The following is a 24,149-nucleotide window of genomic DNA, read 5'->3' as shown; positions in this document are numbered from 1 at the left end:
CCTATCTTATACTAACGCCATCAGCACAAAATATTCGATATTGCCACACAAATTTACAATTAAAGCCGTCCTAGAAGGACGGGGTTTTAGACCCAGTTTCTTGATAACAGACACCCCGTCAAACATAGGCGGGATAATTTGGGACTTTTTTGGGAAATGTGGAGAGTAAGTGCTGAAGTGGGGCCGAAATGTGAAACAATCAAATCAAGGCGATCGCAGTCCTTAGCAACCACGATCGCCCATGAAGTTGACATATCTAAACTGGAATACTCATGACTGTTGCTCAAGCCGTCTTCCCCATTGACTTGGGAGCCTACCAATACCTGAAACTTGACCCAGCCAATAGCACCCTAACCGACGAACAACGAAAGGCCCTGAAAGCTAATATTGAACTGGTCAGAGATGCGATCGTTTTCTTCACCGCCACTGGCGCAGCGCGCGGAGTTGGCGGACACACAGGGGGACCCTACGACACCGCCCCAGAAGTAATGATCCTTGATGCCTTATTTCGCGGTTCCCCCGATAAATTCGTCCCTATCTTCTTTGACGAAGCCGGACACCGGGTGGCTACCCAATATTTAATGTCCGTACTCGAAGGCTCTATGCCCGCCGAACAGCTCCTGAGCTATCGCGCCGCACATTCCAAACTACCCGGACACCCCGAATTAGGACTCACCCCCGGCGTAAAATTTAGCTCCGGTCGTCTCGGTCATATGTGGCCTTACGTCAACGGCGTAGCCATGGCTAACCCCAATAAAACCCTTTTCTGTCTGGGTTCCGATGGTTCTCAACAGGAAGGAAATGATGCTGAAGCCGCTCGTCTGGCTGTCTCCCAACAGCTTAACGTTAAACTGATTATTGATGATAACGATGTCACCATCGCCGGACACCCTTCTGATTATATTCCTGGCTACACAGTCGCCCAAACCCTTATCGGTCACGGTCTGAAAGTCCTAGAGGGAGATGGAGAAGATATTGATAGCCTCTATGGTCTGATCTGCCAAGCTATTAATACAGATGGTCCGGTCGCCGTGATTAACCGTCGGAAAATGTGTGTCGGAATTGAAGGTCTCGAAGGTTCCCCCCACGGTCATGATGTCATTTCAGTCAAGGGGGCGATCGCTTATTTGGAAGCCAAAGGTCGCACCGAAGCGGTTAAATATCTCCAAGGTATCCAAGCACCTAAACAAAACTACACCTTCATCGGTTCTAGTGAGGATCTCGGTTCCAACCGTAACGTCTTTGGGGATGCCGTCGTTTCCGTTCTCGCTACCATGACAGATAGCGATCGTCAAGAAAAAGTCCTTTGTGTCGATAGCGATTTAGAAGGCTCCTGTGGTCTACAAAAAATCCGCACCGCCTACCCAGAAATCTTTATCAAAGGCGGTATTATGGAGCGCGGTAACTTCTCCGCCGCCGCCGGGTTTGGTATGGAAAAAGGCAAACAGGGGATTTTCGGCACCTTTAGCGCCTTCTTAGAAATGTGCATTTCCGAAATCACTATGGCGCGCCTGAATTACTCCAACGTCCTCTGTCACTTCTCCCATAGCGGCATTGACGACATGGCTGATAATACCTGCCATTTCGGAATTAATAATATGTTCGCCGACAATGGCTTAGATGACGGTTACGAAACTCGTTTGTATTTCCCCGCCGACGCTAACCAGATGAAAGCCTGTGTCGAAGCCGTATTTTTTGACCCCGGACTCCGCTTTATCTTCTCTACCCGTTCCAAAGTTCCCTATATTCTCAACAGTGACGGAAATCATTTCTTTGGCCACGGCTACAAGTTCATCCCTGGTAAAGATGAGGTCATTCGCGAGGGTACTGCTGGTTATATTGTCAGCTTTGGCGATAGTTTGTACCGTTCCTTAGATGCTGTCGAGCGCCTCAAACAAGAAGGTATTGATGTCGGGTTAATTAATAAATCTACCCTCAATGTCGTTGATGAAGATATGTTAGCCAAAATCGGAAAGGCTCCCTTTGTCATGGTCGTCGAAGCCTTTAACCGTCGCACTGGACTCGGTAGCCGTTTTGGTTCCTGGTTGCTAGAAGGTGGCTATACTCCTAAATACGCCTATCTTGCTACTCACAAGGAAGGTTGTGGCGGTCTCTGGGAACAGTTCCCTCATCAGGGTATTGACCCCAACGGTATTATGACCAAGGTTAAGGAATTAGTCCGTTAGTCACCAAACAACCTTTTTTCTGGTTAAAAAATATAGGGCGGGTTGATCAAGTTGATCAACCCGCCTTCCTGTAGAGTCTATGCAGTAGAGAATCTGAACCTAACCGTTACTGCAATTCTACGCTTTATTTGCTTTCTTGCGAAGGTTGGAAGCAACCAAACCAGCACCAATACCGCCTAGACCGAAAATCATACCTGGTTCTGGTACAGCAGCACCAACCACTTTCCAGTCTGGTCCGTTATAAAATGAAGTACCCTCAGCACTTAAACGAATACCATGAATAGACGAAGAAAGTCCTAAATCAGCCAAGGAGACTCCCCGAGAACCGACTTGTTGAACAGAATTTCTGGTATTGGCAATTTCTAGTGTAGTAATTTCAAACTCGGCATCATACCAGTCCCCCCGTCCAATAGTAAAGGCATTACCCAACAACCTGTTGCCTTGTTGGTTGATCGCTTGAATTGTTAAAGCACTGTTCATGCCACGTTCCCAGAAAAACAGGTTATCAACCTTACTATCAAACCAAACATCGATCACGAAACTGCCGCGGTCCTCTCCATCGATAATGCTGGTAAGGCTATAATTTCCCAAAGATGTCACAATGTCTTCATTGGTGGGGTCTTCGACGGATATTCCTATGTTTGCTCGTGGTCCCATATCAGAACTAGCAGCACCTGTGTTACCACCTGTATACTCGTCGTTATGAATGATATTAGCGCGGTTGACAAGGGCAAAATCACTGAAAATATTGCCATCAACCTTAACATAATCCAGCAAGACATCCCCACCCGGATCGTAGGAATCCTGGTTTAATAAGTGGGTCTCGAAGTAAAATGCTTGAGCAGAACCTGCGAATCCTAGACCACCGGCTAGTACACCTAAAAATACTGATAGACTTAGTTTAGTGTTCATAATTTTTACCTCTGGTGTGATAATTTGACTAACTTAGATAACAACTTGGCTGGACTTCGTACTTTCGTACTATTAATGTTGTAGCATCATTTCCCTGGTGTGTCTAATGTAAAACACCTTTTTTACCAAAGATTTATAAATGTATGGCTTTTGTAAAGGTAGCTTTTTAGTTTTGTGACTATGGTCTTGAACGTATGTGTCACAAATCACAGCCTGTTGTGATCTGACACCTAGGGAAAGGTATAACCTGAAAATGGAGTTAACCGACTGCTAATTGCGGTGGTGAATGTTAAGGTCTAGTGATTTCAACTTGAATTTGTCCGCTAAAGTCAGGAATGGGGGGAGCGAGTTTAATTAACTGGATCTGAACCCGCTCAACCTGGGACTGTTCCAGGATAGCTTGAGCGATCGCCTCTGCTAGTCTTTCCACCAGAGCAAATTTAGCCGTTTTGACAATATGCTCAACTGTAGCAATGGTTCCCCGATAGTCCACCGTATCTGCGATCGTATCACTATGTCCGGCGATACGCAAATCAAACCACAAGCGCACATTAACTTCAAACCACTGACCTAATACCCTTTCCTCCTGGAGATATCCCGTATAACCATAACTGCGGATACCTTTAATTTCAATTGAGTCCATATTTTTAGCTAACCTTTTTGTCATTGTGATCTTAATTTTCACCCAAAGCGCCACCTATGGTAGAAATATAGGCCCATGACCCAGGAAATTAGCGTTGAGGTTCCTGGTATTTGGCGATCGGACCCCCTCCCGGCTACAGGGGATTGATTGCTAAGAGATGAAATTGTAGTTGGGTTGATCAATATTTGCGGAATATATGTTATAGTGGATTTCGTGTTAGGGCATGTAGCTCAGTGGATAGAGCATCAGATTCCGGTTCTGAGGGTCGGGGGTTCAAATCCCTCCATGCTCGTTTAAATTAAACCCTTATCCTAAGGGCGATTGCGGGAATTCACTTAACCCGATAGTCGTACCGTTACACTCTTAATACACTCTATCTAGTCTTAACATACGGGACAATTAGTGCATATCCCTTAGCAACAAAACTTAATTATTGACGGGTTAATCAATAAGCACAATTCAATTAATCTGTCAAACAGCCACATCACCCCCCTAACCAGACACGCGATAGGTTAACTCCCTTGTGATACCCGTCAATGGCAAGCCTATCGGTTCCTAACGTCACCATTGACTGCTATCACATCGGTCGTTTCCCCAAAGAATGTCTGTTCCGGTTAGGGGGGAGGATTGTTTCTCAAAATCAACCACCACAGCACTAAAGGATAATTCCCCAATCTATCAATGTACAAAGATAGTCGAGCTATTTTTCGTGGACTAGACCTATAGATAAACCTATGAGCGATCGCTGTAGTGATTGTCTATGGGGTCAAACCATGATTATTACTGGGGGGATTCTTGGGAGTGCGATCGCGAAACCTAAATCATCTCCTACCGGATCTAACCCGATACCCCTAAACAAATCTCTAATTGATGGCGATTGCTGAGATGTGAACCGATACCAACATAATCACCTTGCCTAAAAATCTTAGCCGTCTATTGGGGGTAATTTAGTTATGGGTATTATGTGGACATGATATGGTAGGCATTCATATTTTCTCACTCTCATTATGAGCTATCATTATGATACGGGATAGGCTAAATGATTTTTTTAACTTTTTTTTGACTTCTATCATAGTGAGCTATCATTATGAGTTCCCAAAAATATGCAGACACCCCCTACAGTCAGAAACCATAGGGGGTCATTTTAGAGTATTGGGTTATGGGTTAGGCGCTAGGGCTTACGCCAATCATCAGCATTAGGGGTATCTTTGCGGTTAGGATTCTGATGATTGTTGCTTGATTTACAGATGATTTTATCAAAAGAGCCTTTAATAAAATCAAGTAAAATTCGTAACACTTCGCTGTTATAGTCAAGCTTTGCCTCGATAATCTTATCTTCCCTAAGTATCGCATAAGTCGAAAATATAATTATAGTTATCAAAAAAGCTAGTTCGGCAATTATTATATTCATTGTGTTAATCTCCACAAATAAAGTGTGAACCATTTTATTCGTTCTAGGGGGTCAAATACCGCATAAAAGCTACTATATGGGGGTGATTCGATTATTTGATATTCATTGAGCCAAATAGTCTCACGTTTAACCATCATATTTTGTTTAACATCATTATATGCGTAAAATTTTAACCATCCCGCCATTTTCCAATAATTGGAAACCTGGTCGGCATCAAATAATATTCTAACAAATTTACTGCCCGATATATCTGGCAATCGCTTACTCCCGTGTGGGGTATCATCTTCTTTTATAAAATATTGGTTGTAAGTCAAAAACCATTTATTCTCTGATATATCGTAGTTATTAGGCATATTATTAAGTTATCCAGTCAGTAGGTTTAATAGTTTGAAGACTAGATTCTGTTATACGGGTTAATCCACTAACGTCTATTGATAGCGGACTCCAGGGAAAATAAATATTGATATCATCTTCACACGATAATAAATCCCAACTTACACCGTTATAACCACTATCTGTAAAGTGAGTTACTAGATATATTTCGTTATTAGGTTGGGACACATAACATCTTAATCCTGCTACAGACGGGCTAAATGTGTGGGCTTGATGATGTGTGGAAAACTGAATCGATATGGTGCCAACGGTTGATGTTCTATAAAACAATAAAATCGGAATAATACCTAAATAACCAAGATTAGCGACAACTATATCACCTTTTATCCAACCATAGGTATCGCTAGAATTAACTGTTATTTTGCAAACTTGGTTCCAGTCTGGTATGGTTGCAGAAGTATCAAAAAAACCACCAACATATTTCTTGATTTTAAAATTGCCAACCGGACTACTACTTCTGTCATTAAAAATAATATTTCTTGTGGTGATATCTCCATTAACGTCTAACTCTGTTTGTGGCGTTGTGTTTGCAATTCCTAGGCGAGAATCTCCAGTTAATACCATCATCGTTGTTCCGCCAGGTCCCGGATTAAACGTGTTGCTATGGTGAGTTCCACGCTTAAACCAAGCAAAATGCTGCCCCGCCCTACAGTAATATGTACTATTTTGTATACCTATCCCGTACAGGGGACTACTATCGCTAGTTGTATTCCATAGGGTTATCATTTGCCTCGTACTGCCAAGCATAAAACTAATATTATCTAAAAATACTTTATCACCGTGTATTGTTTGCTCTCCAGTCAAGTTAACTGTTCCCGGTAAGGTAGTGGGTTTGTCTGTAATATTATCCCATGATAAATCAGTTAATTTAATTAAATCAGTATTTGAGTCAATAACCGCTTGTATCCTTTCATTAGTTAAATAAAGATTAACCTCGCCCTCTGGTAAGTTATCGGTTGATTGCCCAAATTTACTAGAATAAATATTAAAGTTAGTCATAAATTAAGTCCTATTTAATAGGGGGAAATCCCCCCCATATCATTTAATCAACAGTTACAAACTCAACTACAGTTACCGAAATATCCGCGACAGATTCACTGATTGCCTGTAGTTCACTAGCGCCAATAGTGAGCATAACAGTATCGCCCGGCTTAACGGAAAATGCTGCATCAGCGATAGCGGTTCCTGTTGGGTCTAAAATTAGGTGAACGGGTACAGTAGACCGATTTTTGATAAATACATTACGTCCGTTTGTTGTGGCATTTACTGCTACTAATTCGGCAATTGTATTAGCCGTTAAACTAATGGAAGTTGTAGTAGGTGTGCCCGGTATTTTAGCCGTAATATTGAGAGTATCTAAATTTAGGACACTACTGTAAACTGAAAAGCTCATAATTGATTACCCGGTAAATAATTCCATTGTAGCTCGTTAGTAAGTGATTGTCTGTTCTAATCCAACAATCTGCGAAACGCTGCCTTCTGTTACCCCATAAATACTAGCGGTAGATTTTAACTCATCATCCCAAGCGGTATTGGGTGGTAGCCACAAGCATTGACTTGGTACGCAATTACTGATATGTCCGTGACTAAACCAGACCCCAACGTTACCTGCGTTCTGTAGGTGTAAGCGATATCTGTAAGTATTGGCGGCACGGATTAGGGTGGGTGTATTGCCTACTGAAATTCCAAAATTTTCGGGTTGAGTTAGTGATGGTGTTTTCGGCAATGTGTCTAGTTGATATTCTGCCATCCCAAAAATATTAATCGAATCATTGTTGTGTAATTGAGTCAGACATCTAGCTTTTAATACAGAGTGTGAGTCTATAGCTAATCCTTCTGTTTGATTGGTAATCAATTCAATCAATAGGTTTTCTGTGTGAATCCCCCCATAATAAGGAAGTTTTACGATACCCAGATTTCACCCGTTTTCTGTTGCTAAATTCCAGTAAAATATCTGTAAATCTACAGAACCTTGTAACACATCTTTTTTCTTCTCCCATCTTTGGTAATAACTATCTTCTGGGTAAATCTTAGGTACTTGTGACTGATTGATACTAGGGATATAACACCTAGCGTTCAAACTAGAGACATAAGCGTAAGCAGTAATATCATAACGAAATCTATCAGTTATCAAACCTTCTAAAATTGCGCCATTAAATAACTCTACAGCGTTATTCCAGTTACTAGCGTTAATTTCCGTGGCAATATTTTTAATTCCCCTCATGAATAGTCCTCAATTATCTTGTAATATTATATAATATTTCTAAGTTATTAATTAGTCTCATGTAGTTACTCGGTATGGTCAAAGACAGTATTAGGTCGGGTACGTCTCGAAATATTGGTAGGTCTGGTGGCGTAAGTTCAGGACCTGCTGGCAGTATAGGCGGTGAGTCATATATAAGATTAAATCCTGCTGAAGGAATGCCATATACAAGAGACGTACTTAGGGGGGGTGTTCTTGGATTGGCAGACCTGTGGGATCCAATTACTAGGGTACCGCCCGGAATTAAACCAGAAGACCGTAGCAGGTGGAAACGAGAAGATGACGAACAGCGAATAGATGAGGAATATCGGCGGCGTGATGTCAAAAAAGAGGCAACCGTTAAGGAACCGCCAAATAGAGATGAACCAAAGGGAGGCAAAAAACCTAAGGGAGGTAGTAGTGGAGGAGGCGGTAGTGGTCGCAGTTTTGGGGGTCCTAATTCAGGTGATAAAATAGATGATGATAAAGGAGGTGAGCCGCGCCGACCTAAGCCAGGTGATGATACTACCGTTCCAGACCCGCGTAATTACCCTGTTGACGATGATTGCGGTTGGCAAGTGATGCTATTTTGGAGGAAATTATCTAAATATCACCGTATCTGCAAATTCATTGATACAGGTGAAGTTTACAACGATAGAACTGAATTTTCTTCTTTCAGTATGAATAAAGTAAATGGCGATAATCCTGCTGATAGTTTTGTGATTGAAATGGATGGTGAGGTAAGTCAAATTATCATTGGGAGAGACGGCGAAACATCTAGCGGGAGTTATACAATGAGCAAAAAAGTCTCGCAATCACCTTTTTACTGGGAGCCTAATAATCGGTGGTATCTTGACTTTTTTACGCCCGAAAGGTGCTTTATAGTGAATGATGGTAATGGAAATACACACACATATTATCATAAAAAGTCATTATGGGGTTACGAACAGCAACTAATAGATATAATCTGGACAAAACGCCCATCAGAATTTTTAAAGGTAATAAACCTGTGGAAATCACCCTCTAGTGACAGACCTAAGAAAGATTATCTTGTGGCGTATTATTATCCATTATCTCGCAGAAATGGTGACTTTAGTTCCGTGAATGAAGATGGTTGGTTTCCTTTGACCCCAATGACGAGACCGCCAGCCACCTACTATCCAAGCCACAATAGGGAATGTACAATCACATATAACGACACATACGAATTATATACATATTCTGATTGTGGCGATTATCACACTCCATTATCAAACTTCGATACTATTGGGATGCCAGATATGAATGACGAATGTTGCGGAATGATTAGAAGGATTTATGAGTTTTTGGACCCTGAATCCTTTCCGGCTGAAATGCCAGAAAAAATAACAGTTAATGCAGATAATCCAGAAAACAGAATTAAGCGAATAAATACATTGCCAGAGTGGCTGATGTACAGGTTTGACATTGATGATGAGAGATGGGGTGAGTTTGAGGTTAAGGTGGAAATTGATGATGTAAACTTAATGACAAAAGAAGAAGAAAAAGCCGAAATCAAGTTACCTAATCTAGCCGAGTCAATTGCTGAGATATTTGGGATAGTAATGGAAATTGCTATCAGTCATCAGGTTACACAAAACGCTGTTTTAACAGCATTACACGAAGCAGGCTTAGCCCACGCGGCGGCATTTAAAGCAGGTAGGGAAGTGTCGGAGATAATTGACTATTTAGGCTTTGCTACTGAAGAAAAATATGAGACGCTTAAAACAGCATTTACTCCCGAGGCAGAATCCTTCGAGGAACTGTTAGAACCCAATTTGAGCAAAGTTAAGATTACAAATCAAAAGGATGCCAAGGAAACATTACAAACAACATTAAATCATATTAAAGAAATATTCGCTATTGTACGTGCTCAAGGTACTTTACAAGTTAACAGTAATGACCCAGCAAAGGATATATTGGCTGACTTAACGCGGTTATATGATTCAATGAAAAAACAAGACGATATTAGGGAACAGGAAACAAATAAAGTACAGGAATTACTAAAAAAAGACTTTCCTGATATCAAGATAGAAACTGAATTGATTGACGGCGATAATCCATTAAGAGGGGCTTTATAATGGTAGCTAGAAGTGCGAGAATGTTGAGAAGTACCCGTAGTTTGTCTAGTCGCCAAACCCGTAGCGGTATAGGTAGAAATGGCGTTAGACAGGTCAATCTATCCCGCAGAACATCTACTCAGGAAATGGGATGGTTTGGTAAATTATGGGCGAAAGTTACCGGTAAGGTCGCCGAATGGGGCAAAAGTTTTGGGGGTTGGTTATGGGAGGGGATTACTAAGTTTTTGTCCGCATTTAGTTTTGAGAATGTAGCACAATTTATTACTTCCAATTGGGATTCTTTCTGGAACTTTAACTTTAATATTTCTGATTCAGATATCGATAAAAATATCCTTAACATCAAAAGACAATTTATAAGCACTACTGCAGGTTTTTTAGGCAATATGGCTGGCAAGTTAGTCTGTGGAGTGTTACCGGTAGCGGGTCTCGCTTTTATTAATAAAGCGGCAGCTATGCACGTTGCCTTGAGCAAAGGTCCTGAGATGTTAATAGAAGTATCTACAGCATTTGGCTCATACTTAAAACAATCGTTTAATATGGCTATGAAAGCGATAGCATGGTCACTATTTAAACACGGTAGGCGGTTTGTTAAAATGTTGTGAACAGCAAGTCCAACAACACTAGCAAAGACTGTCACTGGAATGATTCCCGGCGGTAAATCAACAATTGAAAAATGGGGTAATGAAAAAGGTGAAGAATGGAGTTTTGGGAAACAAAGAAGGGAAGCTAGAGAGAAATTACCAGAAGAATACGATGGTAATATAAACACTATTTGGAATCAAGATAGTTCCGAAGAATTCTGGGATGAATTTAGCGATAGTTGCAAAGAATCTATCATCTTAGTTGCTCAAGGTTTAGATGAGTATATTGCACTGCAAAGAATAGAGGAAAATAGACAGCAACAATTAGTTAACGCTGTGGTAGAAAATGGTGGTGAGAGATTCAGAATCGTGTCATCCTTAAGGAATTTACAGGAAAATATCGCAACCACATTAGCCCAAACTGAAATACTAGGAAATAGAGATATAGGTCAATTTATGGGGTCGGGCGATTTCCAGGAAGTTAGCACATCAGCTAATCTTAAAATACAATTAACCTTTGTTTTATACAACTACGAAAAACCGCCATATTGGACTAAAGATAGGCGGTCAAAACTACAAAAAACTCAAATAGAGTTACCATCAGTTGACAGGAGTAAAATTACTTGGGATAGACTGCAAAAGATATTTACCCAACCTAGTAAATCAGCATTTACTAAAGGCAATATTAAAGTTACCTGTACTATGAGCAATGGTAGAAAATTCTCGTTTTTTGTTAACCAATCAAGTAAAAATGAAGCTGAAGCTTTGTGTAAAGAATTGGTTGATTTAACTAACGCTAAGATAGTTTATCCTATTACATTTGAGGAAAGGAAAGGCTTTGGTGGTAGGGAAAATGCGAAAAGAATCAAAGAAAGTAGAATGTATATCAGTGAGGTGAAAATACTTAACTGGGAGTTAATCGATAAATTTGAACAAGCGAAAATTGATTTAGGTGAAGGCAGCGTATTGGCAATGTATCAGGACCCCAGAAAAACAAAAGCCAAAATACCCCTACACTTTGAGAAAAAACCGACTTGGGTTGACGATGCTATCAGGAAAGCTACCAGAACGTCATTAGAACTGAAAACAGGAAACAAACCCCCAACATCAACCTAATTATCAGATTTTCGCTGTAATGTTGGTACTGGTAACGTGCTGTTGTGTTTGATGTATAAGAGGCTACATATATGTAGCGTTTCGCTCATTAAACACAAGCCACCCAATCAGCGAATATACTGCTATAGTCTAAGTATCGAATTGAGTAAAAATAAAACTATGGCTGCACCTAAAACGCTAAATGCTACCACAATGGAAAATCAACTACTTGAACTTATCGAGCAAACTCAACGTATGCAATCTATCGCAGCAAATAATCCCAATGGTGCAACCGTTATCACAAGCTACACGCGTAACATGGCTACAGGTCTTATCAGTGTCTCCATGTCAATCCCTAGTGATGATGTTTTAGACCCTACAGACGGTTCTATTGACGTGTCAGCGACCGAGTTATTTGTTGATTAATAGATATTGGGTAGGTGTTAATATCATCACTCTACCTACCCTAGTTTAGATAATTTAGAAAAAAGGAAACTAATATTATGCCTTTAGATGCTGCATACGCCGCCGCAGTCAAAGGATGGAAAGACGGTCTCGCCGCCGCGAAGACACCCCACCTAGGACCTAAGCTGGTAGTTGAAGTACCAGTTGATAAAACGTCAAAAATAGGTGTTGCATTCCCTTTGTTGTTGCTGTATGTGTTAGGTGGTAGTCAAGACAAATTAAAAGATGAACCTGCGAACGTTAAAAGCTTAACCATCTGGAAACCGCCAGGAACCGCTACAACACCGGTTGCCAATAGGCGTACACCCCTAAAAAGCGCTAGGGTAGTAGCCTATCGTCGCAGTGAATATAATCACTATTTCATTAAAGCCCCGTTAGACCCAGGTCATTGGTTAAAATATACGCCCAAAACCAAACCCAAAACGTTGCGTTATATCAGTGTTAAAGCTCCCCCTATAGTAGGGATAAACTCAATGCTGTATGTCTTAGCTCACTATTTCACTAAACAGCCAGCAGCACTTAAAACCCACAATAGTATGTTTGTCATACCAGACAAAGAAACATTCACTTTAGATAACCTAGGTGAATTAACCGCTGGCAAGAGTGAAGCTGCAAGTCAAGAAACAGGCGAAATTCCGGCAAGCGCGCCAGCGGGCAATCCCGGGGCTAAACAGAGCACGAAAAGCTAAATCGCCAAAAAGTAAACAGAGTGAACTAACCACTATTTTTTTAGATAGTGGCTTTTTATTTGAGTTGTCTGTGGCGATAATTTAAATATTGCACAATTATCGTATAAAGTCAATAATTGTTTTATCGTTTTTGATTATATATTTATTACTTATTCATAAGTATTGATTAATTCTAAAGCAATAATCATAAATAACAAAAAACATAAATAACAGTGATTTCAAACTCAACAACCCAATCGTATTTTTAAAAATTGATTTTGTCAATGAGTTTGAAATCACTGGCAAGATGCCTAAAAACAAAGATACATCACTAGACCAAAATACTGCCATTTATCAAGTTGATGCAAAAAATCAACTCTCACCTACTGAATACCTAATAATACTAAAAAGGTTCAGTAAATTTATCGGGTTTTTTGAGCAGGTAATACCATTTTTGCCATATCCCAAAACATCGCCTATCTGCACACTAAAAGAAAAGTTGCTGCTAGCTAAAACTACAGAAACAGCAAAACCTGAACTAGAGTTAACCTACTCAGAAATTGTTGTACTAAAAAATAGCATAAAAGCTATTTTGACCTTACTCAAGACTTGTGGTGTCAAAACACCGCGTAAGGCATCCGGTGCTATTGCTGATGACATCGTAGCCCTAGAAAATCATTTCTTCTACTTGTCTGATGGTGATAATGAGACGGTTATCAGTGAACCTGATGCTGTTGACCCGTTCTCAGATTGGCTTCACACTAACGCCTAATCAACTAACAAAAAAGGCTACCCGCGATAGGTAGCCTATACGCCAAACATTGAGGACTGTTACCATGATATCAAAGCACTGGAAAGAAGTGCAGCTAAATCTTAGGAATATCAAGATTGACCCGTTGATGTATATAGGGACATCCTTTGTTTCAAAGATTCCTAGTCGCACAGACAATAAAGGATTTTCCTATTCACTGACTCGCAGTCACGTTTGATAAAGAATTTCTGGCTTATTACATGGGGGAAATAATCAAAAAATTAATCCCATTACACCCAGACAAAATTGAGGAAATTCTCACTGAAGCACTCGAATATTATCGAGCGGAATGGAATATTTATCAAGCCGAATCTGGCGGCGACAGAGAGCCCGACAATGAAACTTATTTCGGAGATGTGAATGATGATGAATAAGTATCACGCTAAGGGTCAATACTACGACGGATATTACTTTGGATCAACACTAGAAGCCAAAGTGTATCATTTGCTTAAAAAATATGACGATAGGCTGTTAGTTCACCCGCAATTAACTTTAGTTAATGGCGAAAAACCTTGGCGACCAATTACTTGGAAACCTGACTTTTATAGTCCAGTGTTCAATCAATACGTCGAAGTAAAGGGAGCGCTAACAACCGAGTTCAAGTTCAAGATGCAGTTACTTAATTATCTCAATCCCGGAATGATTGATGATATCTGGTTTGTTACATGCAATCGGTCTTATCGCTGGCAAGGTATCTACTTAATGAACATTGATGAATTCCAGCGATATTTAAAAGCACAAGAGTTTGAGTTAACGGGAGAGTGTCAACCATGAGAAATCTACACTATAAAGGCATATTTAGCCTTGATGGTGAGTTGATACAAACTCACTACAACCCACACGAATTCGATAAAACCACAATCATTGTAGCTTATCAAATTCTCACACATATTGAGGAACATCGTCTCCCCGAGGTTAAGAATATTGCCTATCAGGTTATGGGTAGTTACAGACCCCGTGGTGACCGCCAAGGTTACGCAAAAATCAAACTTGTCAAACGAGCCCAAATAAATGAGGTAAATAAACAATCAAAATTAAAAGTTGAATTGTCTGGCAACCCGTTGTTTTGGTATGGGTGTCGTGAAATTGCCGCAAAAGTTGAGTTCAACGCTAGGGCTAAATTATCTAACTCTAGCGCGGCAAAACCAGAGACAACCCAAATGGATTTCGTAGACTTTGTAAACCAACAATTAATTGAGGAAGAATAGTCATGAGTATCGGTTATTACGGCAAAAAAGATGGTGACAAATTCGCATTCTGTAGCGCAGTTAAACCGGGAGAATCCGGTACATATTTGGAGGTTACGAGCGCCATGTTTGTTGTCAAACCTCCTCACCTATGGCTTATCGGTTATGGGCTGTCTGGTGAGTTTCAAAACTTCAATGATAGGGCTTGGAAGTTTGAGGAACAGTTGATAGCAGTACGCTTCTGTATTGCCGAATACTCTAGCGAGTATCAAGATAAAAAACGGGAATACAAGCCCACCCCAGTGGAATTAGCGTTACTTCACCTAGTCGAGAATGACGCTATGTTAACTGACGGTAAAATGATGTTTACAGGAACTGTAAATCTGGGGCAATCAGCTATCCGTCCGGCAGAACGATTACTTGAGGTAAAGGACGAGAAATCTACAGACCTTGGGTCAGCCAAAAATCATTATGATTTAGCGCGATTTATCCTCGAATACAGCACAGGGCTAGATACCTTTGAACCTACTGTTGCGGGTTACACTGTACAGGAAGCTATTGATTTTGTTGATTCAAAAGCTAACAAAAAAAATGGTAGCTTTACCACCAAAGCTAAGTACAAAACCTGGGAAGAACGAGTTGAGGGGACAGCAAAAATCCTTGACTGTGAGCCCGACTTTGACAGCCTCTACAGCAAGGTTAAAAAATTAGACCCTAACGTTTTAATGGCGTTACTTGAGCTCATGAAACTCAGTTAATCACAACAAAAATCCCCCCAATATTGGGGGGATGACTACCATACAGCAAGTCAACATATTGGGAGGTTATCATCATGTCTGACGACAATTATTTAGATTATAGACTAATACGTGATTCATTGGCAGATGAATTAGAAGAAATAATCGTTGATGGTGTATTGGGTGAGCAAATAGAGTCAATATGTAGGGCCTGTGCTATTCTACCCTACCCGGATATTCAGTTCCCAATTATTACTAGCTTTATTTGCTCACCCGTAACGCTAATGTCAACCGCAGGCTGTTTATTCCTTTGGGGTTCTAGTGGCACGGGGAAAAGCCAGATAGCTACTATTGCAGCCTCACTATATAACACCGATACAGTGTTGGCTAACAGTACATTTGCGTCACTGAGAAACAAAATCCAACAGGAAAGATATTATGACCCGTTACGGAGTGAGTTTGAACGTAATTTCTTATTAGTCTGGGAAGATATCACACCCAACTTATTGATTGAGAATGAGAAAATGTTATCTCTATTTAAAGTCTTAAATAGGAAAAGTAGTCGAATAACAATTAGTAGTCAAATACCCGGTCAAAACATGATTTTTAATGCATTTGCATTAAAGGTTATAAATTCAATACATCCAATCTGGACATTTTGGGAATTAAACGAATTAAAACGCCGTATGTTTCCTATATGGTTTAAAAAACGGCAATCAATGACAAGTGAGGAATATAAAGGAAACGGTTTTGAGTTAGCGGAACTCTCTGATATTGAAGACATAAGCCTTAGTAAAATATCATCTCGCTTAGAAATGTTCTGGAGAGATATAAATAATTGTACTAATTACGCCAAAACTAAACGGACGATGCAAAAAAGGAAACAAGACATAATTAATTACAGATTATCTATTGATGTAATCGCTACACATTCAATGATATATAAATCATCGATAAGTGATTCGATTAAAGCATTTAATCGATATTGGGAGTTAGCGGAAGATAAAATATTTACAGTATCTAGCGGTACAGAACAATTCTTAGATAGCTTTATTACTCAAAGTATTGAGAATAAAACTAAACAAAATGAGCAAGCGATAAAAGCAGGCTGTCCCGAATTAATCGAACCGGTAACAGATATTGACCCCAAGACACTAAAAATAGCCATAGAAACCGCTAAAAATGATGGTTACTTAGACTCACGGGTTACTGTAAATGAATTAACAAATCTAATGAAAAATAGAGGCTATAACATGATTAATGTTAACGACAAAAATGTATGGAAACAAATCACTTGATTTCCAGTTGGTTTATTAAACTAGGAGCATAAAAATGATGAAAGATATCACAAATCAGATGTTTGTAAAGTTTAAAACTATGGTAGATAGTTTAGTTTACAACAGCAACAAAGAGGAAGGTTTGGCAACATTAAAATCAATTTTAGACGATTGTGAAACAGAATTAGCTGTCACAGAACTCAAAAGACAATTACTGATTAAGCAGTTAAATTACACACAACATCTGATAAATAAAGTTCAGTAAATACCCGTCCGCAATGACGGTAAACTAAGGTAAAAAACGGCAACCAACTTTAGGAGTACAATCAATGAATATTGAGCCAAAAATGACTGACTCAAGGTTACTGCTATTTTTGACCACACTGATTGCTAACCATAAATCACAATTGGAATTAACCCTTAACTCTATTAACGGGTTGATGGTAGCGTTTGATGCTGGTCTAATTTCTGAGGACAAGCTGAACAGTTCATTGAAAGAAATCAACAAAACTACCTTGACTCAATCCAAAGCATTTTGTAGCGTACTGCGAGAATCACTGTATTGATGTTAAAACCTTAAACAATCCAAACGAGCGTATCAACGATTAACAGGAGTTTTAATCATGAATGAAGAACAGGCAAAAATGATGGTTATTGCGGAATTAGCGCGCGATATTTATATCCAGTTAATGTCACGGGATATTCCCTACAGCAACCAAGATACCAGAATCAAGTTAGCTGAAGTTGCACATAACGCTGCTGTTGATTTTATGACGGTACACCAACAATGGGTAGAGGCTAAGGAGGCAATTATTCAACCGGTGCCATTTATGCCCGACTTTACCGGTAATGGATACAGTAGTGATATTTTTATGGGAGGCGAATTCAATGCCTAGATTATTACCCGCAATTACCCTACATACTGGAAATTTCAGTAACTATCTACAGGGTCCTAATGGAATTTGCATTGAATTAGAAACTGTAGAATGGTTTGATTACCTGAGAAAAAACAAATCATTTTCGGTTGATTTGAATGGCAAACGATTTACAGCCTGCAAAAAAATATCAATCAATGGTTTTGCATACTGGAACCTGAAAGGTTGGGACGGTACGGTTAACCATCACATCTATATCGGAAAATCTGACCAAATGACAACCGAAAAAGTCCAACAGGCTGCAATGGCTATGTTTTATCGGTGTAATCCCGATAGCAAGCGTAAACCGCGATAGCCCACCTAACCCATAACCCAATACTCTAAAATGGCCCCCTATGGTTTCTGACTGTAGGGGTGTCTATGTATTTTACCGTATCACGCCTGATGTATCACGCCTGATAGAAGTTTACATGGATGCTCACCCTATCATGTCCACATAATACCCATAACTAAGCTACCCCTAGCAGGTGGTTTTATCTACAACCTACGGCTAAGGTTTTTGGGTAAGGTGATTATGTTGGTATCGGTTCACATCTCAGCAATCGCCATCAATTAGAAAATGGTTTAGGGGTATCGGGTTAGTTCCGGTAGACGATAGTTCAGATTTAGCGATCGCACTCCCAAGAATCCCCCCAGTAGTAATCATGGTTTGACCCCATAGACAATCACTACAGCGATCGCTCATAGGTTTATCTATAGGTCTAGTCCACGAAAAATAGCTCGACTATCTTTGTACATTGATAGATTGGGGAATTATCCTTTAGTGCTGTGGTGGTTGATTTTGAGAAACAATCCTCCCCCCTAACCGGAACAGACATTCTTTGGGGAAACGACCGATGTGATAGCAGTCAATGGTGACGTTAGGAACCGATAGGCTTGCCATTGACGGGTATCACAAGGGAGTTAACCTATCGCGTGTCCGGTTGGGGGGAGTGATGTGGCTATTTGACAGATTAATTAAGTTGTGCTTATTGATTAACCCGTCAATAATTAAGTTTTGTTGCTAGGGGATATGCGCTAATCGTCCCGTATGTTAAGACTAGATAGAGTGTATTAAGAGTGTAACGGTACGACTATCGGGTTAAGTGAATTCCCGCAATCGCCCTTAGGATAAGGGTTTAATTTAAACGAGCATGGAGGGATTTGAACCTGGTTTAAAGGCTATAACCCCTATTCTACCGTCACTCTAATGCACTCAATACCGATCGCACACTTAGGAGTTGGTGCAAAATGAAACCCCCTAGATATTTAACCTAGAGGGTATTGTATTGTGGGTTTATTAGGGAATTAATCGTCTAGCTGGTAAAGAGCTCTGATAATTGCTTTAACCTCTGGTAGGTCTGGATTGATGCCGATATTAGTTAAGACTTGTTTTCCCATCTCTAGCGGTAATGGCTGCTTTTGATGTTGTGTCAGGATACCTAACTCTGTGGCAAGGTTCCGGCGTTTTTTGTACTTGCTATCATTGATTGCCACACTGTGACCAAATGAACGGGCCCTGATTTCTTGTGGAATTCCATTCATCTCTCCCAGTTGGTTAGCTAGATGTCGGAAAGCATAGGCTTGAGTAAATCCCCAATTGTGACGTTTAAGCCATAGTCTGTGATTGTTGTTAAAACTGTTAGGGTGATTAGATGTTGTGATAGGTAAGCAGACGTTATGAATCCCTAGGCGGTTAATCAAAGCCTTGTCTTTTGACATTGGGACAGCCAACCTTTGGCCTGTTTTGGTGCTACTCCCAAAGTAAGTAAACTCACCAATCACTAACACTAACTCAATGTTGTTAGGGTCAGATATGGCTGGGAAAGTGATGCCGTCAATCTTGACTGCCTTGTTTAGGTTTTGGACCGCTGCTATCTCTGATGGTCTCAACCCTTATAAGGCGCACATTGCCGACACCCAACACCAACTATCACGCGCCTGATTCTCCATGATAGAAGGGTAATCAGTGTTGCGCTCCTTATCTAGTAGGCTTAGTAGGGTATCCAAGTCTATGCTTTGGGATTCAGTAAATACTGTTTGAGTAGGGCAAATCTTTTCTAATTTCTCCAGTGCTTTTTTACAGTCAGCACGTTCTGCTACCTGTTTTAGTCGGTAGTATCTATCTTTGAATATTTTATGACCTACCGGACTGCTATCATCTTGTAACGGGCTATATAACGCTTCTTTGATACCCTCCCAGCTAACGTAAGCGTCCCAGTCCGTAACTTTGTTAAAGACATCAAGAAAACAGTCCCGAAATGACCTAACATCATTGGCTATATCACGGGAGCGTTTCCGTTTGGTGTTACGATGCACTCCATTAAAATAATCATCCTCCATTTCTTTAAACACTTGACGGTAAGTGATTAAGTCGTTTTCCATGGGAACTTTGGATTCATCAAGGATAGTAGCCTTGTACCAGTCCAGCCATTCAGATACTGACTGAAATTGTCCGTCAAGAGATTTATGAACTAACCAGGCTTTGTCAACAGCCTTACGGATACCCTCAGAAGTGAACTGACAATTACATCCCCGTTGCTTACGTTCCCCAGTTTCCGGGTCAATGGTAATATCTAGCTGAATCGTCCCCCGGTTACGCTTAATCCTGACACCCTTGGGACATTGTTTGCGGGATAGGTTAAAAAACTCAAGAATGTCTTGAAAGCCTTGATATGTACCACTATGTGTACTGTTTGTACTTGCAGCTAAAGCAGTGGAGGAGGGCGAGGATGTCTTCAACCATTTCTGGTTCTGGACTGAGACTTGTCTCGTTGAGAACCATGAGTGAGCACCTGTTTTGCTCACAGAGCCATCGAAACAAGTCAAATCCCCATATTGCCAATCAGTCTTTGTGGGCAACGACAACCATGCCGACATCTCCTGACAAATGATGTCCCAGTAAGGCCAGCATTTTCTTTCCCTTGAAGTTGAGCCCGCCTCCGATTTCTGAGACGACTTCTGCTTCGGGGTAGAGGTTGGACAGTGCGGCCACCTGTCGGTTGAGGTCGGACTGCTGGGCGCGGCTACTAACTCTGGCATAGATAACGACTTTGCGTTTGTCACTGCCTGATTTGGCAGTATATCACTCAACGTTGTATCGTCGTTGCCCAGCGGGGGTTCTGATGGTCTCGATTGAGCCATTGTCGTCCCATCTGCGGAGTGTTCTTTCATGGACTCCAAGGATTTGGGCGGCTTCCTTGGGTTTGACATATCTGGCAATAGGTTTATCCTCAACTCTTCTCGCTTATTAGACCCTATTGCCCTAAAATATTAACCTAATTTGAGATTAAATCATGCTCTTCTATACAGGTGGCTACAGCTACCATATCCTTAAACGTACCAGAAAGCAGACTCACCACCCCATAAACCGAATCAAAACAGCTATACTGAAGAAGATAGCCCCATAATGAGAGCTTAAATTTTCCGATGAAAGCACAAGAGCTAATCCCCCTCAGCTTATTGATAATAACTGCGATCGCCCCCGTTTCCGCCCAAACCACCGAAACCACCGACAATAGCCGTGAGTCCCTCAGTTCAGTTAATCCTGTTGTAGTGGACCAACCAAAAGCGATCGCTCAAATTGACCAAGCCACATTGAGAAATGCTTGTGCTACCAAACGCTTTGACCTGCTACCAATTCCCTTTTCTGATGTATCCCCCGACCATTGGGCGTTTGAGGCCATCATGAACCTATACTACTGTATGTGCCCCTCTACCAAATTCTAACTTTCTGGTAAAATTGATCACATCCTGACATTTAAACTTTTGTATTAGCCCCTCATCCGTTAACATAGATAAGTAATTTGTTTAACAGAAACTGGTTATTGATTGTGCTAAAGACCCTTCGAGCCGACTTTCGCATTATCTTCGATCGCGACCCTGCCGCTCGGAACTGGCTAGAAGTCATGTTCTGCTACCCCGGTCTGCAAGCGTTGCTATTTCACCGTCTCGCTCACTGGTTGTACTGTATCGGTTTACCCCTAATTCCCCGTCTGATATCTCACCTGTCCCGATTTATTACAGGCATTGAAATCCACCCAGGGGCTACCATAGGTCAAGGTGTCTTCATCGATCATGGTATGGGTGTAGTCATTGGAGAAACAGCCATTGTCGGAGACTTCTGCTTAATTTACCAAGGCGTAACCCTCGGCGGTACAGGTAAAGAAAGCGGTAAACGTCACCCCACCCTAGGGGAAAATGTAGTCGTCGGAGCCGGAGCCAAAGTTCTCGGTAATCTCCAAATTGGTAATAATGTTCGCATTGGTGCGGGTTCCGTAGTCTTGCGGGATGTTCCCTCTAACTGCACAGTAGTAGGGGTTCCTGGTCGCATTGTTTACCGCTCCGGTGTCAAAGTTAACCCCCTTGAACATGGCAGTTTACCTGACTCAGAAGCCGTAGTCATTCGGACTCTGCTAGATCGCATTGAAACCCTAGAGCAGCAAATGGAATCCCTACAGCAAGAACGGGTGGCGTTGGTGGAAAAAGTCCCTGTAGGAGCAGGTTTCCGCACCTCTAACGGACAATATCAAACCTTAACTACCTCTGAAGGTACGCGCTCTAGCTGTCGGATTAAAAACAGAGCCATCCAAGAATTTTTAGACGGTTCTGGTATTTAAGGATTGACCGCCTTCCCTTTCCAAGTGCCATTACTTTGAGCATCATAAATTGTCCGATTCTGGGGCTCGCCGCGCAATTGTAAATGATCCACCCGCTCAGGTGTTAGCAGCAGCACCGAAAAATTGGGGGGTGGCTGTTGGGGAATGGGGTCGGGAGGGTCAAAATTAGCGTGGCCCGAGTCGCGCCGCTGTTGACCAGGATCCGGCCAGAAAAATTGACTTTTGGCTGCCTCTGATAACTCCTGCCAACTCTGATAACATAGATGCTCTGCGTACTCTACTATGGTTAACTGACCAGAGATGCGGAACTGTTCTCGGGTTTTCGGAAAATACCAGCAAGCCTCACCCCAAGGATTTTCGGCAATTTCTCTCACCTTTTGGCTGCGGGTGTCCGTCACAAATTTAAGGCGATCGCCCTTAGTCATAAACCCCCTAAATACTACCGTCCGATTAGCTGGTCGTCCGTCCAGGCGAACCGTCGCTAACTGTAAATAACGGGAATAGGAAAGGCTACGGTTTCGGTGCATAGCCGCCACCAACGCTAATCTCCAGACAGGAGTTTTTATGATTGCCATGTTTGATTTGAAACCCATTGCTCTATCTACCCCCCACAATGGTTATCACTGGGAAGGCGGCGATCGCCGTTTTTTTGAAGGCTGGTATTATCGGGTCACTCTCCCCGAACCCGGTCAAACTTTCGCCTTCATGTACTCCATTGAAGACCCCAGCGGCGGACAACCCCACAGCGGCGGTGCTGCCCAAATTTTAGGACCAGATGACCAGTACCTCTGTCGGACTTTCCCTGATGTCAATAAATTCTGGGCATCTACCGACACCCTAGCCCTGGGTCATTGGGGAGACACTGGCCTAAAATCTGCCCCCGGATATCTCGACTCTCAACTATTCGATCGCCATATTCATCAAGGATATCAGGGAACTGATACCCACCATCAAGGTCGCCTCAAAGATGGAACCCGTAACTGTAGTTGGGAATATACTATCACTCCTGTTTATGGGTGGGGACAACAACAGTCAACCGCTGGCTGGCTATCATTTCTGCCGATTTTTGAACCGGGATGGCAAATATTAATGGCTCACGGTTCGGCTACTGGCTGGATTGACTGGAATGGCACACTCTATCAGTTTACTAACGCCCCCGCTTACGGTGAGAAAAACTGGGGCGGCGCATTTCCTCGAAAGTGGTTTTGGGTTAACTGCAACTGTTTTGACCATATTCCTGATTTGGCTCTCACAGCAGGCGGCGGAAAGCGATCGGTATTGTGGTGGCTCGAATCCGTCGCTATGGTCGGTATTCACTATCGCGGTCAATTTTATGAGTTTGTCCCCTGGAATGCTCAAGTTCACTGGCAAATTGCACCCTGGGGAGATTGGCACATTCAAGCTGACAACGGACAGTTTCAAGTTTCCCTCCAGGCTACCACTACCTACCCCGGTACTCCTCTACGCGCCCCTACTCATCATGGCTTGCAATTCTGCTGTCGCGATACTATGAAAGGTGAAGTAACCCTACAACTCCGACAACAGGGACGCTTAATTCTGGAAGCCCATAGTTCCCTCTGTGGCCTGGAAACTGGAGGTGGTCCCTGGGATGAAACCTGGGTTCATTGATAGTTATGTTAAGTTTTGTAACAAAAAATTAAGCAATGTTAAAAAAAATCATTTTTTGGGGGAGGGGGTAGCTTTTTGGGTAGACTCATGCTACTATTATAAGATAATGGGAATATTGACAGTTTTTTTATTTTGGCAACTATCCAATTGTGTAAGAGTATGTCAATATAATACCAGAAATCCCCGGCTTTTGTCAACCCCTTGGGGCTAACTTGGCGGGCAAATTTTTTAAAATTGTCTAAAAAATCAACATATAAGCACAAGAATCTGTTACCATAGA

The 24,149-nt window shown here is 41.5% G+C and carries 32 protein-coding genes, 1 tRNA gene and 3 pseudogenes; 22 read left to right on the top strand and 14 right to left on the bottom strand.

Features of this window, described 5'->3' with window-relative positions:
- Positions 1-86: 86 nt before the first annotated feature.
- Positions 87-254, bottom strand: a complete 168-nt coding sequence (locus NLZ44_RS08360; RefSeq protein ID WP_006621079.1) for a hypothetical protein — start codon at positions 252-254, stop codon at positions 87-89.
- 18 nt (positions 255-272) lie between these two features.
- On the opposite strand from NLZ44_RS08360, the gene NLZ44_RS08355 reads away from it, so the two are divergent.
- Positions 273-2,186, top strand: a complete 1,914-nt coding sequence (locus NLZ44_RS08355; protein ID WP_493752468.1) for a thiamine pyrophosphate-binding protein — start codon at positions 273-275, stop codon at positions 2,184-2,186.
- Between the two features lie 117 nt (positions 2,187-2,303).
- Here NLZ44_RS08355 and NLZ44_RS08350 read toward each other — a convergent pair whose 3' ends face one another.
- Both NLZ44_RS08350 and folB read right to left on the bottom strand, forming a co-directional pair.
- Positions 2,304-3,098, bottom strand: coding sequence for an exosortase-dependent surface protein XDP2 (locus tag NLZ44_RS08350; protein WP_493752467.1), 795 nt, complete (start codon positions 3,096-3,098; stop codon positions 2,304-2,306).
- 289 nt (positions 3,099-3,387) lie between these two features.
- Positions 3,388-3,741, bottom strand: coding sequence for a dihydroneopterin aldolase (folB, locus tag NLZ44_RS08345; RefSeq protein WP_493752466.1), 354 nt, complete (start codon positions 3,739-3,741; stop codon positions 3,388-3,390).
- 219 nt (positions 3,742-3,960) lie between these two features.
- Here folB and NLZ44_RS08340 point away from each other — a divergent pair.
- The 3 genes from NLZ44_RS08340 to NLZ44_RS08330 all read left to right on the top strand — a co-directional run bounded on the left by NLZ44_RS08340 (position 3,961) and on the right by NLZ44_RS08330 (position 4,625).
- Positions 3,961-4,033: transfer RNA gene (locus tag NLZ44_RS08340), tRNA-Arg, on the top strand.
- Between the two features lie 244 nt (positions 4,034-4,277).
- Complete coding sequence (locus NLZ44_RS08335; protein ID WP_493752446.1) at positions 4,278-4,400, top strand: hypothetical protein; 123 nt, start codon at positions 4,278-4,280, stop codon at positions 4,398-4,400.
- A 75-nt stretch (positions 4,401-4,475) separates the two neighbouring features.
- Complete coding sequence (locus tag NLZ44_RS08330) at positions 4,476-4,625, top strand: hypothetical protein (RefSeq protein ID WP_493752465.1); 150 nt, start codon at positions 4,476-4,478, stop codon at positions 4,623-4,625.
- Positions 4,626-4,912: 287 nt separating this feature from the next.
- Here NLZ44_RS08330 and NLZ44_RS08325 read toward each other — a convergent pair whose 3' ends face one another.
- The 6 genes from NLZ44_RS08325 to NLZ44_RS08300 all read right to left on the bottom strand — a co-directional run bounded on the left by NLZ44_RS08325 (position 4,913) and on the right by NLZ44_RS08300 (position 7,769).
- The gene (locus NLZ44_RS08325) at positions 4,913-5,152 is read right to left on the bottom strand and encodes a hypothetical protein (protein ID WP_493752464.1); all 240 of its coding nucleotides are present in this window, start codon (positions 5,150-5,152) and stop codon (positions 4,913-4,915) included.
- Positions 5,149-5,505, bottom strand: a complete 357-nt coding sequence (locus NLZ44_RS08320) for a hypothetical protein (protein WP_493752463.1) — start codon at positions 5,503-5,505, stop codon at positions 5,149-5,151. Before NLZ44_RS08320 ends, NLZ44_RS08325 begins: the two co-directional genes overlap by 4 nt.
- Before the next feature lie 4 nt (positions 5,506-5,509).
- Positions 5,510-6,544 carry a hypothetical protein gene (locus NLZ44_RS08315; RefSeq protein ID WP_493752462.1) on the bottom strand — a complete coding sequence of 345 codons (1,035 nt, stop codon included), beginning with the start codon at positions 6,542-6,544 and terminating at the stop codon, positions 5,510-5,512.
- Between the two features lie 43 nt (positions 6,545-6,587).
- On the bottom strand, positions 6,588-6,938 hold the full coding sequence (locus NLZ44_RS08310; RefSeq protein ID WP_493752461.1) for a hypothetical protein: 351 nt from the start codon (positions 6,936-6,938) through the stop codon (positions 6,588-6,590).
- A 36-nt stretch (positions 6,939-6,974) separates the two neighbouring features.
- A complete protein-coding gene (locus NLZ44_RS08305; protein WP_493752460.1) occupies positions 6,975-7,400 on the bottom strand; it encodes a hypothetical protein in 426 nt (141 codons plus the stop codon).
- Between the two features lie 63 nt (positions 7,401-7,463).
- Positions 7,464-7,769, bottom strand: a complete 306-nt coding sequence (locus NLZ44_RS08300; protein WP_493752459.1) for a hypothetical protein — start codon at positions 7,767-7,769, stop codon at positions 7,464-7,466.
- 74 nt (positions 7,770-7,843) lie between these two features.
- Here NLZ44_RS08300 and NLZ44_RS08295 point away from each other — a divergent pair, with 74 nt between their 5' ends.
- The 15 genes and pseudogenes from NLZ44_RS08295 to NLZ44_RS08225 all read left to right on the top strand — a co-directional run bounded on the left by NLZ44_RS08295 (position 7,844) and on the right by NLZ44_RS08225 (position 17,937).
- Positions 7,844-9,886, top strand: coding sequence for a hypothetical protein (locus NLZ44_RS08295; protein ID WP_493752458.1), 2,043 nt, complete (start codon positions 7,844-7,846; stop codon positions 9,884-9,886).
- A 41-nt stretch (positions 9,887-9,927) separates the two neighbouring features.
- On the top strand, positions 9,928-10,488 hold the full coding sequence (locus tag NLZ44_RS08290) for a hypothetical protein (RefSeq protein WP_493752457.1): 561 nt from the start codon (positions 9,928-9,930) through the stop codon (positions 10,486-10,488).
- A 39-nt stretch (positions 10,489-10,527) separates the two neighbouring features.
- Positions 10,528-11,583 carry a hypothetical protein gene (locus NLZ44_RS08285; RefSeq protein WP_493752456.1) on the top strand — a complete coding sequence of 352 codons (1,056 nt, stop codon included), beginning with the start codon at positions 10,528-10,530 and terminating at the stop codon, positions 11,581-11,583.
- 159 nt (positions 11,584-11,742) lie between these two features.
- Positions 11,743-11,988, top strand: a complete 246-nt coding sequence (locus NLZ44_RS08280; protein ID WP_493752455.1) for a hypothetical protein — start codon at positions 11,743-11,745, stop codon at positions 11,986-11,988.
- A gap of 77 nt (positions 11,989-12,065) precedes the next feature.
- Positions 12,066-12,716: a hypothetical protein gene (locus NLZ44_RS08275; RefSeq protein WP_493752454.1), complete on the top strand. Its 651-nt coding sequence runs from the start codon at positions 12,066-12,068 to the stop codon at positions 12,714-12,716.
- 286 nt (positions 12,717-13,002) lie between these two features.
- Complete coding sequence (locus tag NLZ44_RS08270; RefSeq protein ID WP_493751348.1) at positions 13,003-13,467, top strand: hypothetical protein; 465 nt, start codon at positions 13,003-13,005, stop codon at positions 13,465-13,467.
- A 64-nt stretch (positions 13,468-13,531) separates the two neighbouring features.
- Positions 13,532-13,880: pseudogene (locus NLZ44_RS08265) on the top strand (hypothetical protein).
- The gene (locus NLZ44_RS08260; protein WP_493751350.1) at positions 13,867-14,280 is read left to right on the top strand and encodes a DUF1064 domain-containing protein; all 414 of its coding nucleotides are present in this window, start codon (positions 13,867-13,869) and stop codon (positions 14,278-14,280) included. The pseudogene NLZ44_RS08265 and the gene NLZ44_RS08260 overlap by 14 nt, the downstream one beginning before the upstream one ends.
- The gene (locus NLZ44_RS08255; RefSeq protein WP_493751351.1) at positions 14,277-14,714 is read left to right on the top strand and encodes a hypothetical protein; all 438 of its coding nucleotides are present in this window, start codon (positions 14,277-14,279) and stop codon (positions 14,712-14,714) included. Before NLZ44_RS08260 ends, NLZ44_RS08255 begins: the two co-directional genes overlap by 4 nt.
- Positions 14,715-14,716: 2 nt before the next feature.
- Complete coding sequence (locus NLZ44_RS08250; RefSeq protein WP_493752453.1) at positions 14,717-15,451, top strand: hypothetical protein; 735 nt, start codon at positions 14,717-14,719, stop codon at positions 15,449-15,451.
- A gap of 74 nt (positions 15,452-15,525) precedes the next feature.
- Positions 15,526-16,728 carry a hypothetical protein gene (locus NLZ44_RS08245; RefSeq protein ID WP_493752452.1) on the top strand — a complete coding sequence of 401 codons (1,203 nt, stop codon included), beginning with the start codon at positions 15,526-15,528 and terminating at the stop codon, positions 16,726-16,728.
- A 34-nt stretch (positions 16,729-16,762) separates the two neighbouring features.
- Positions 16,763-16,972, top strand: coding sequence for a hypothetical protein (locus NLZ44_RS08240; protein WP_493752451.1), 210 nt, complete (start codon positions 16,763-16,765; stop codon positions 16,970-16,972).
- A gap of 64 nt (positions 16,973-17,036) precedes the next feature.
- Entirely contained in the window at positions 17,037-17,273 is a 237-nt protein-coding gene (locus NLZ44_RS08235) for a hypothetical protein (protein ID WP_493752450.1), read from the top strand.
- Positions 17,274-17,330: 57 nt separating this feature from the next.
- Entirely contained in the window at positions 17,331-17,603 is a 273-nt protein-coding gene (locus NLZ44_RS08230) for a hypothetical protein (protein WP_493752449.1), read from the top strand.
- Positions 17,596-17,937, top strand: coding sequence for a hypothetical protein (locus tag NLZ44_RS08225; RefSeq protein ID WP_493752448.1), 342 nt, complete (start codon positions 17,596-17,598; stop codon positions 17,935-17,937). Before NLZ44_RS08230 ends, NLZ44_RS08225 begins: the two co-directional genes overlap by 8 nt.
- A gap of 240 nt (positions 17,938-18,177) precedes the next feature.
- Here NLZ44_RS08225 and NLZ44_RS08220 read toward each other — a convergent pair whose 3' ends face one another.
- The 4 genes and pseudogenes from NLZ44_RS08220 to NLZ44_RS08205 all read right to left on the bottom strand — a co-directional run.
- Complete coding sequence (locus NLZ44_RS08220) at positions 18,178-18,327, bottom strand: hypothetical protein (protein WP_493752447.1); 150 nt, start codon at positions 18,325-18,327, stop codon at positions 18,178-18,180.
- 75 nt (positions 18,328-18,402) lie between these two features.
- Positions 18,403-18,525, bottom strand: a complete 123-nt coding sequence (locus tag NLZ44_RS08215; protein WP_493752446.1) for a hypothetical protein — start codon at positions 18,523-18,525, stop codon at positions 18,403-18,405.
- Between the two features lie 404 nt (positions 18,526-18,929).
- Positions 18,930-20,429 (bottom strand): annotated as a pseudogene (locus tag NLZ44_RS08210) (site-specific integrase).
- A pseudogene (locus NLZ44_RS08205) lies at positions 20,323-20,844 on the bottom strand (IS607 family transposase); the annotation flags it as partial. The pseudogenes NLZ44_RS08205 and NLZ44_RS08210, both read right to left, overlap by 107 nt.
- Before the next feature lie 206 nt (positions 20,845-21,050).
- Between NLZ44_RS08205 and NLZ44_RS08200 the strand changes: the two are divergent.
- Together NLZ44_RS08200 and cysE are read left to right on the top strand one after the other, a co-directional pair.
- Positions 21,051-21,350 carry a hypothetical protein gene (locus NLZ44_RS08200; protein ID WP_006621068.1) on the top strand — a complete coding sequence of 100 codons (300 nt, stop codon included), beginning with the start codon at positions 21,051-21,053 and terminating at the stop codon, positions 21,348-21,350.
- 104 nt (positions 21,351-21,454) lie between these two features.
- Positions 21,455-22,240, top strand: coding sequence for a serine O-acetyltransferase (gene cysE, locus NLZ44_RS08195; RefSeq protein WP_493752445.1), 786 nt, complete (start codon positions 21,455-21,457; stop codon positions 22,238-22,240).
- Here the strand turns inward: cysE and NLZ44_RS08190 are convergent.
- Entirely contained in the window at positions 22,237-22,806 is a 570-nt protein-coding gene (locus NLZ44_RS08190; protein ID WP_493752965.1) for an Npun_F5749 family FMN-dependent PPOX-type flavoprotein, read from the bottom strand. The two genes, cysE and NLZ44_RS08190, sit on opposite strands and share 4 nt — an antisense overlap.
- Here NLZ44_RS08190 and NLZ44_RS08185 point away from each other — a divergent pair.
- Complete coding sequence (locus NLZ44_RS08185; RefSeq protein ID WP_493752444.1) at positions 22,805-23,869, top strand: tocopherol cyclase family protein; 1,065 nt, start codon at positions 22,805-22,807, stop codon at positions 23,867-23,869. The two genes, NLZ44_RS08190 and NLZ44_RS08185, sit on opposite strands and share 2 nt — an antisense overlap.
- Positions 23,870-24,149 lie beyond the last annotated feature (280 nt).

Source organism: Arthrospira sp. PCC 9901, from assembly GCF_059013425.1.
This window is presented reverse-complemented; position numbering and strand designations above follow the sequence as displayed.

Coding starts and splice junctions, on each gene's coding strand:
- NLZ44_RS08260 (WP_493751350.1), top strand. CDS start 13,867: ATGATGATGAATAAGTATCACGCTAAGGGTCAATACTACGACGGATAT.
- NLZ44_RS08355 (WP_493752468.1), top strand. CDS start 273: ATGACTGTTGCTCAAGCCGTCTTCCCCATTGACTTGGGAGCCTACCAA.
- NLZ44_RS08360 (WP_006621079.1), bottom strand. CDS start 254: ATGTCAACTTCATGGGCGATCGTGGTTGCTAAGGACTGCGATCGCCTT.
- NLZ44_RS08230 (WP_493752449.1), top strand. CDS start 17,331: ATGAATGAAGAACAGGCAAAAATGATGGTTATTGCGGAATTAGCGCGC.
- folB (WP_493752466.1), bottom strand. CDS start 3,741: ATGGACTCAATTGAAATTAAAGGTATCCGCAGTTATGGTTATACGGGA.
- NLZ44_RS08295 (WP_493752458.1), top strand. CDS start 7,844: ATGGTCAAAGACAGTATTAGGTCGGGTACGTCTCGAAATATTGGTAGG.
- NLZ44_RS08220 (WP_493752447.1), bottom strand. CDS start 18,327: ATGAGCGATCGCTGTAGTGATTGTCTATGGGGTCAAACCATGATTACT.
- NLZ44_RS08300 (WP_493752459.1), bottom strand. CDS start 7,769: ATGAGGGGAATTAAAAATATTGCCACGGAAATTAACGCTAGTAACTGG.
- NLZ44_RS08280 (WP_493752455.1), top strand. CDS start 11,743: ATGGCTGCACCTAAAACGCTAAATGCTACCACAATGGAAAATCAACTA.
- NLZ44_RS08250 (WP_493752453.1), top strand. CDS start 14,717: ATGAGTATCGGTTATTACGGCAAAAAAGATGGTGACAAATTCGCATTC.
- NLZ44_RS08200 (WP_006621068.1), top strand. CDS start 21,051: ATGAAAGCACAAGAGCTAATCCCCCTCAGCTTATTGATAATAACTGCG.
- NLZ44_RS08255 (WP_493751351.1), top strand. CDS start 14,277: ATGAGAAATCTACACTATAAAGGCATATTTAGCCTTGATGGTGAGTTG.
- NLZ44_RS08330 (WP_493752465.1), top strand. CDS start 4,476: ATGAGCGATCGCTGTAGTGATTGTCTATGGGGTCAAACCATGATTATT.
- NLZ44_RS08350 (WP_493752467.1), bottom strand. CDS start 3,098: ATGAACACTAAACTAAGTCTATCAGTATTTTTAGGTGTACTAGCCGGT.
- NLZ44_RS08215 (WP_493752446.1), bottom strand. CDS start 18,525: ATGGCAAGCCTATCGGTTCCTAACGTCACCATTGACTGCTATCACATC.
- NLZ44_RS08270 (WP_493751348.1), top strand. CDS start 13,003: ATGCCTAAAAACAAAGATACATCACTAGACCAAAATACTGCCATTTAT.
- NLZ44_RS08320 (WP_493752463.1), bottom strand. CDS start 5,505: ATGCCTAATAACTACGATATATCAGAGAATAAATGGTTTTTGACTTAC.
- NLZ44_RS08325 (WP_493752464.1), bottom strand. CDS start 5,152: ATGAATATAATAATTGCCGAACTAGCTTTTTTGATAACTATAATTATA.
- NLZ44_RS08275 (WP_493752454.1), top strand. CDS start 12,066: ATGCCTTTAGATGCTGCATACGCCGCCGCAGTCAAAGGATGGAAAGAC.
- NLZ44_RS08240 (WP_493752451.1), top strand. CDS start 16,763: ATGATGAAAGATATCACAAATCAGATGTTTGTAAAGTTTAAAACTATG.
- NLZ44_RS08310 (WP_493752461.1), bottom strand. CDS start 6,938: ATGAGCTTTTCAGTTTACAGTAGTGTCCTAAATTTAGATACTCTCAAT.
- NLZ44_RS08335 (WP_493752446.1), top strand. CDS start 4,278: ATGGCAAGCCTATCGGTTCCTAACGTCACCATTGACTGCTATCACATC.
- NLZ44_RS08315 (WP_493752462.1), bottom strand. CDS start 6,544: ATGACTAACTTTAATATTTATTCTAGTAAATTTGGGCAATCAACCGAT.
- NLZ44_RS08225 (WP_493752448.1), top strand. CDS start 17,596: ATGCCTAGATTATTACCCGCAATTACCCTACATACTGGAAATTTCAGT.
- NLZ44_RS08235 (WP_493752450.1), top strand. CDS start 17,037: ATGAATATTGAGCCAAAAATGACTGACTCAAGGTTACTGCTATTTTTG.
- NLZ44_RS08285 (WP_493752456.1), top strand. CDS start 10,528: ATGATTCCCGGCGGTAAATCAACAATTGAAAAATGGGGTAATGAAAAA.
- NLZ44_RS08185 (WP_493752444.1), top strand. CDS start 22,805: ATGATTGCCATGTTTGATTTGAAACCCATTGCTCTATCTACCCCCCAC.
- NLZ44_RS08245 (WP_493752452.1), top strand. CDS start 15,526: ATGTCTGACGACAATTATTTAGATTATAGACTAATACGTGATTCATTG.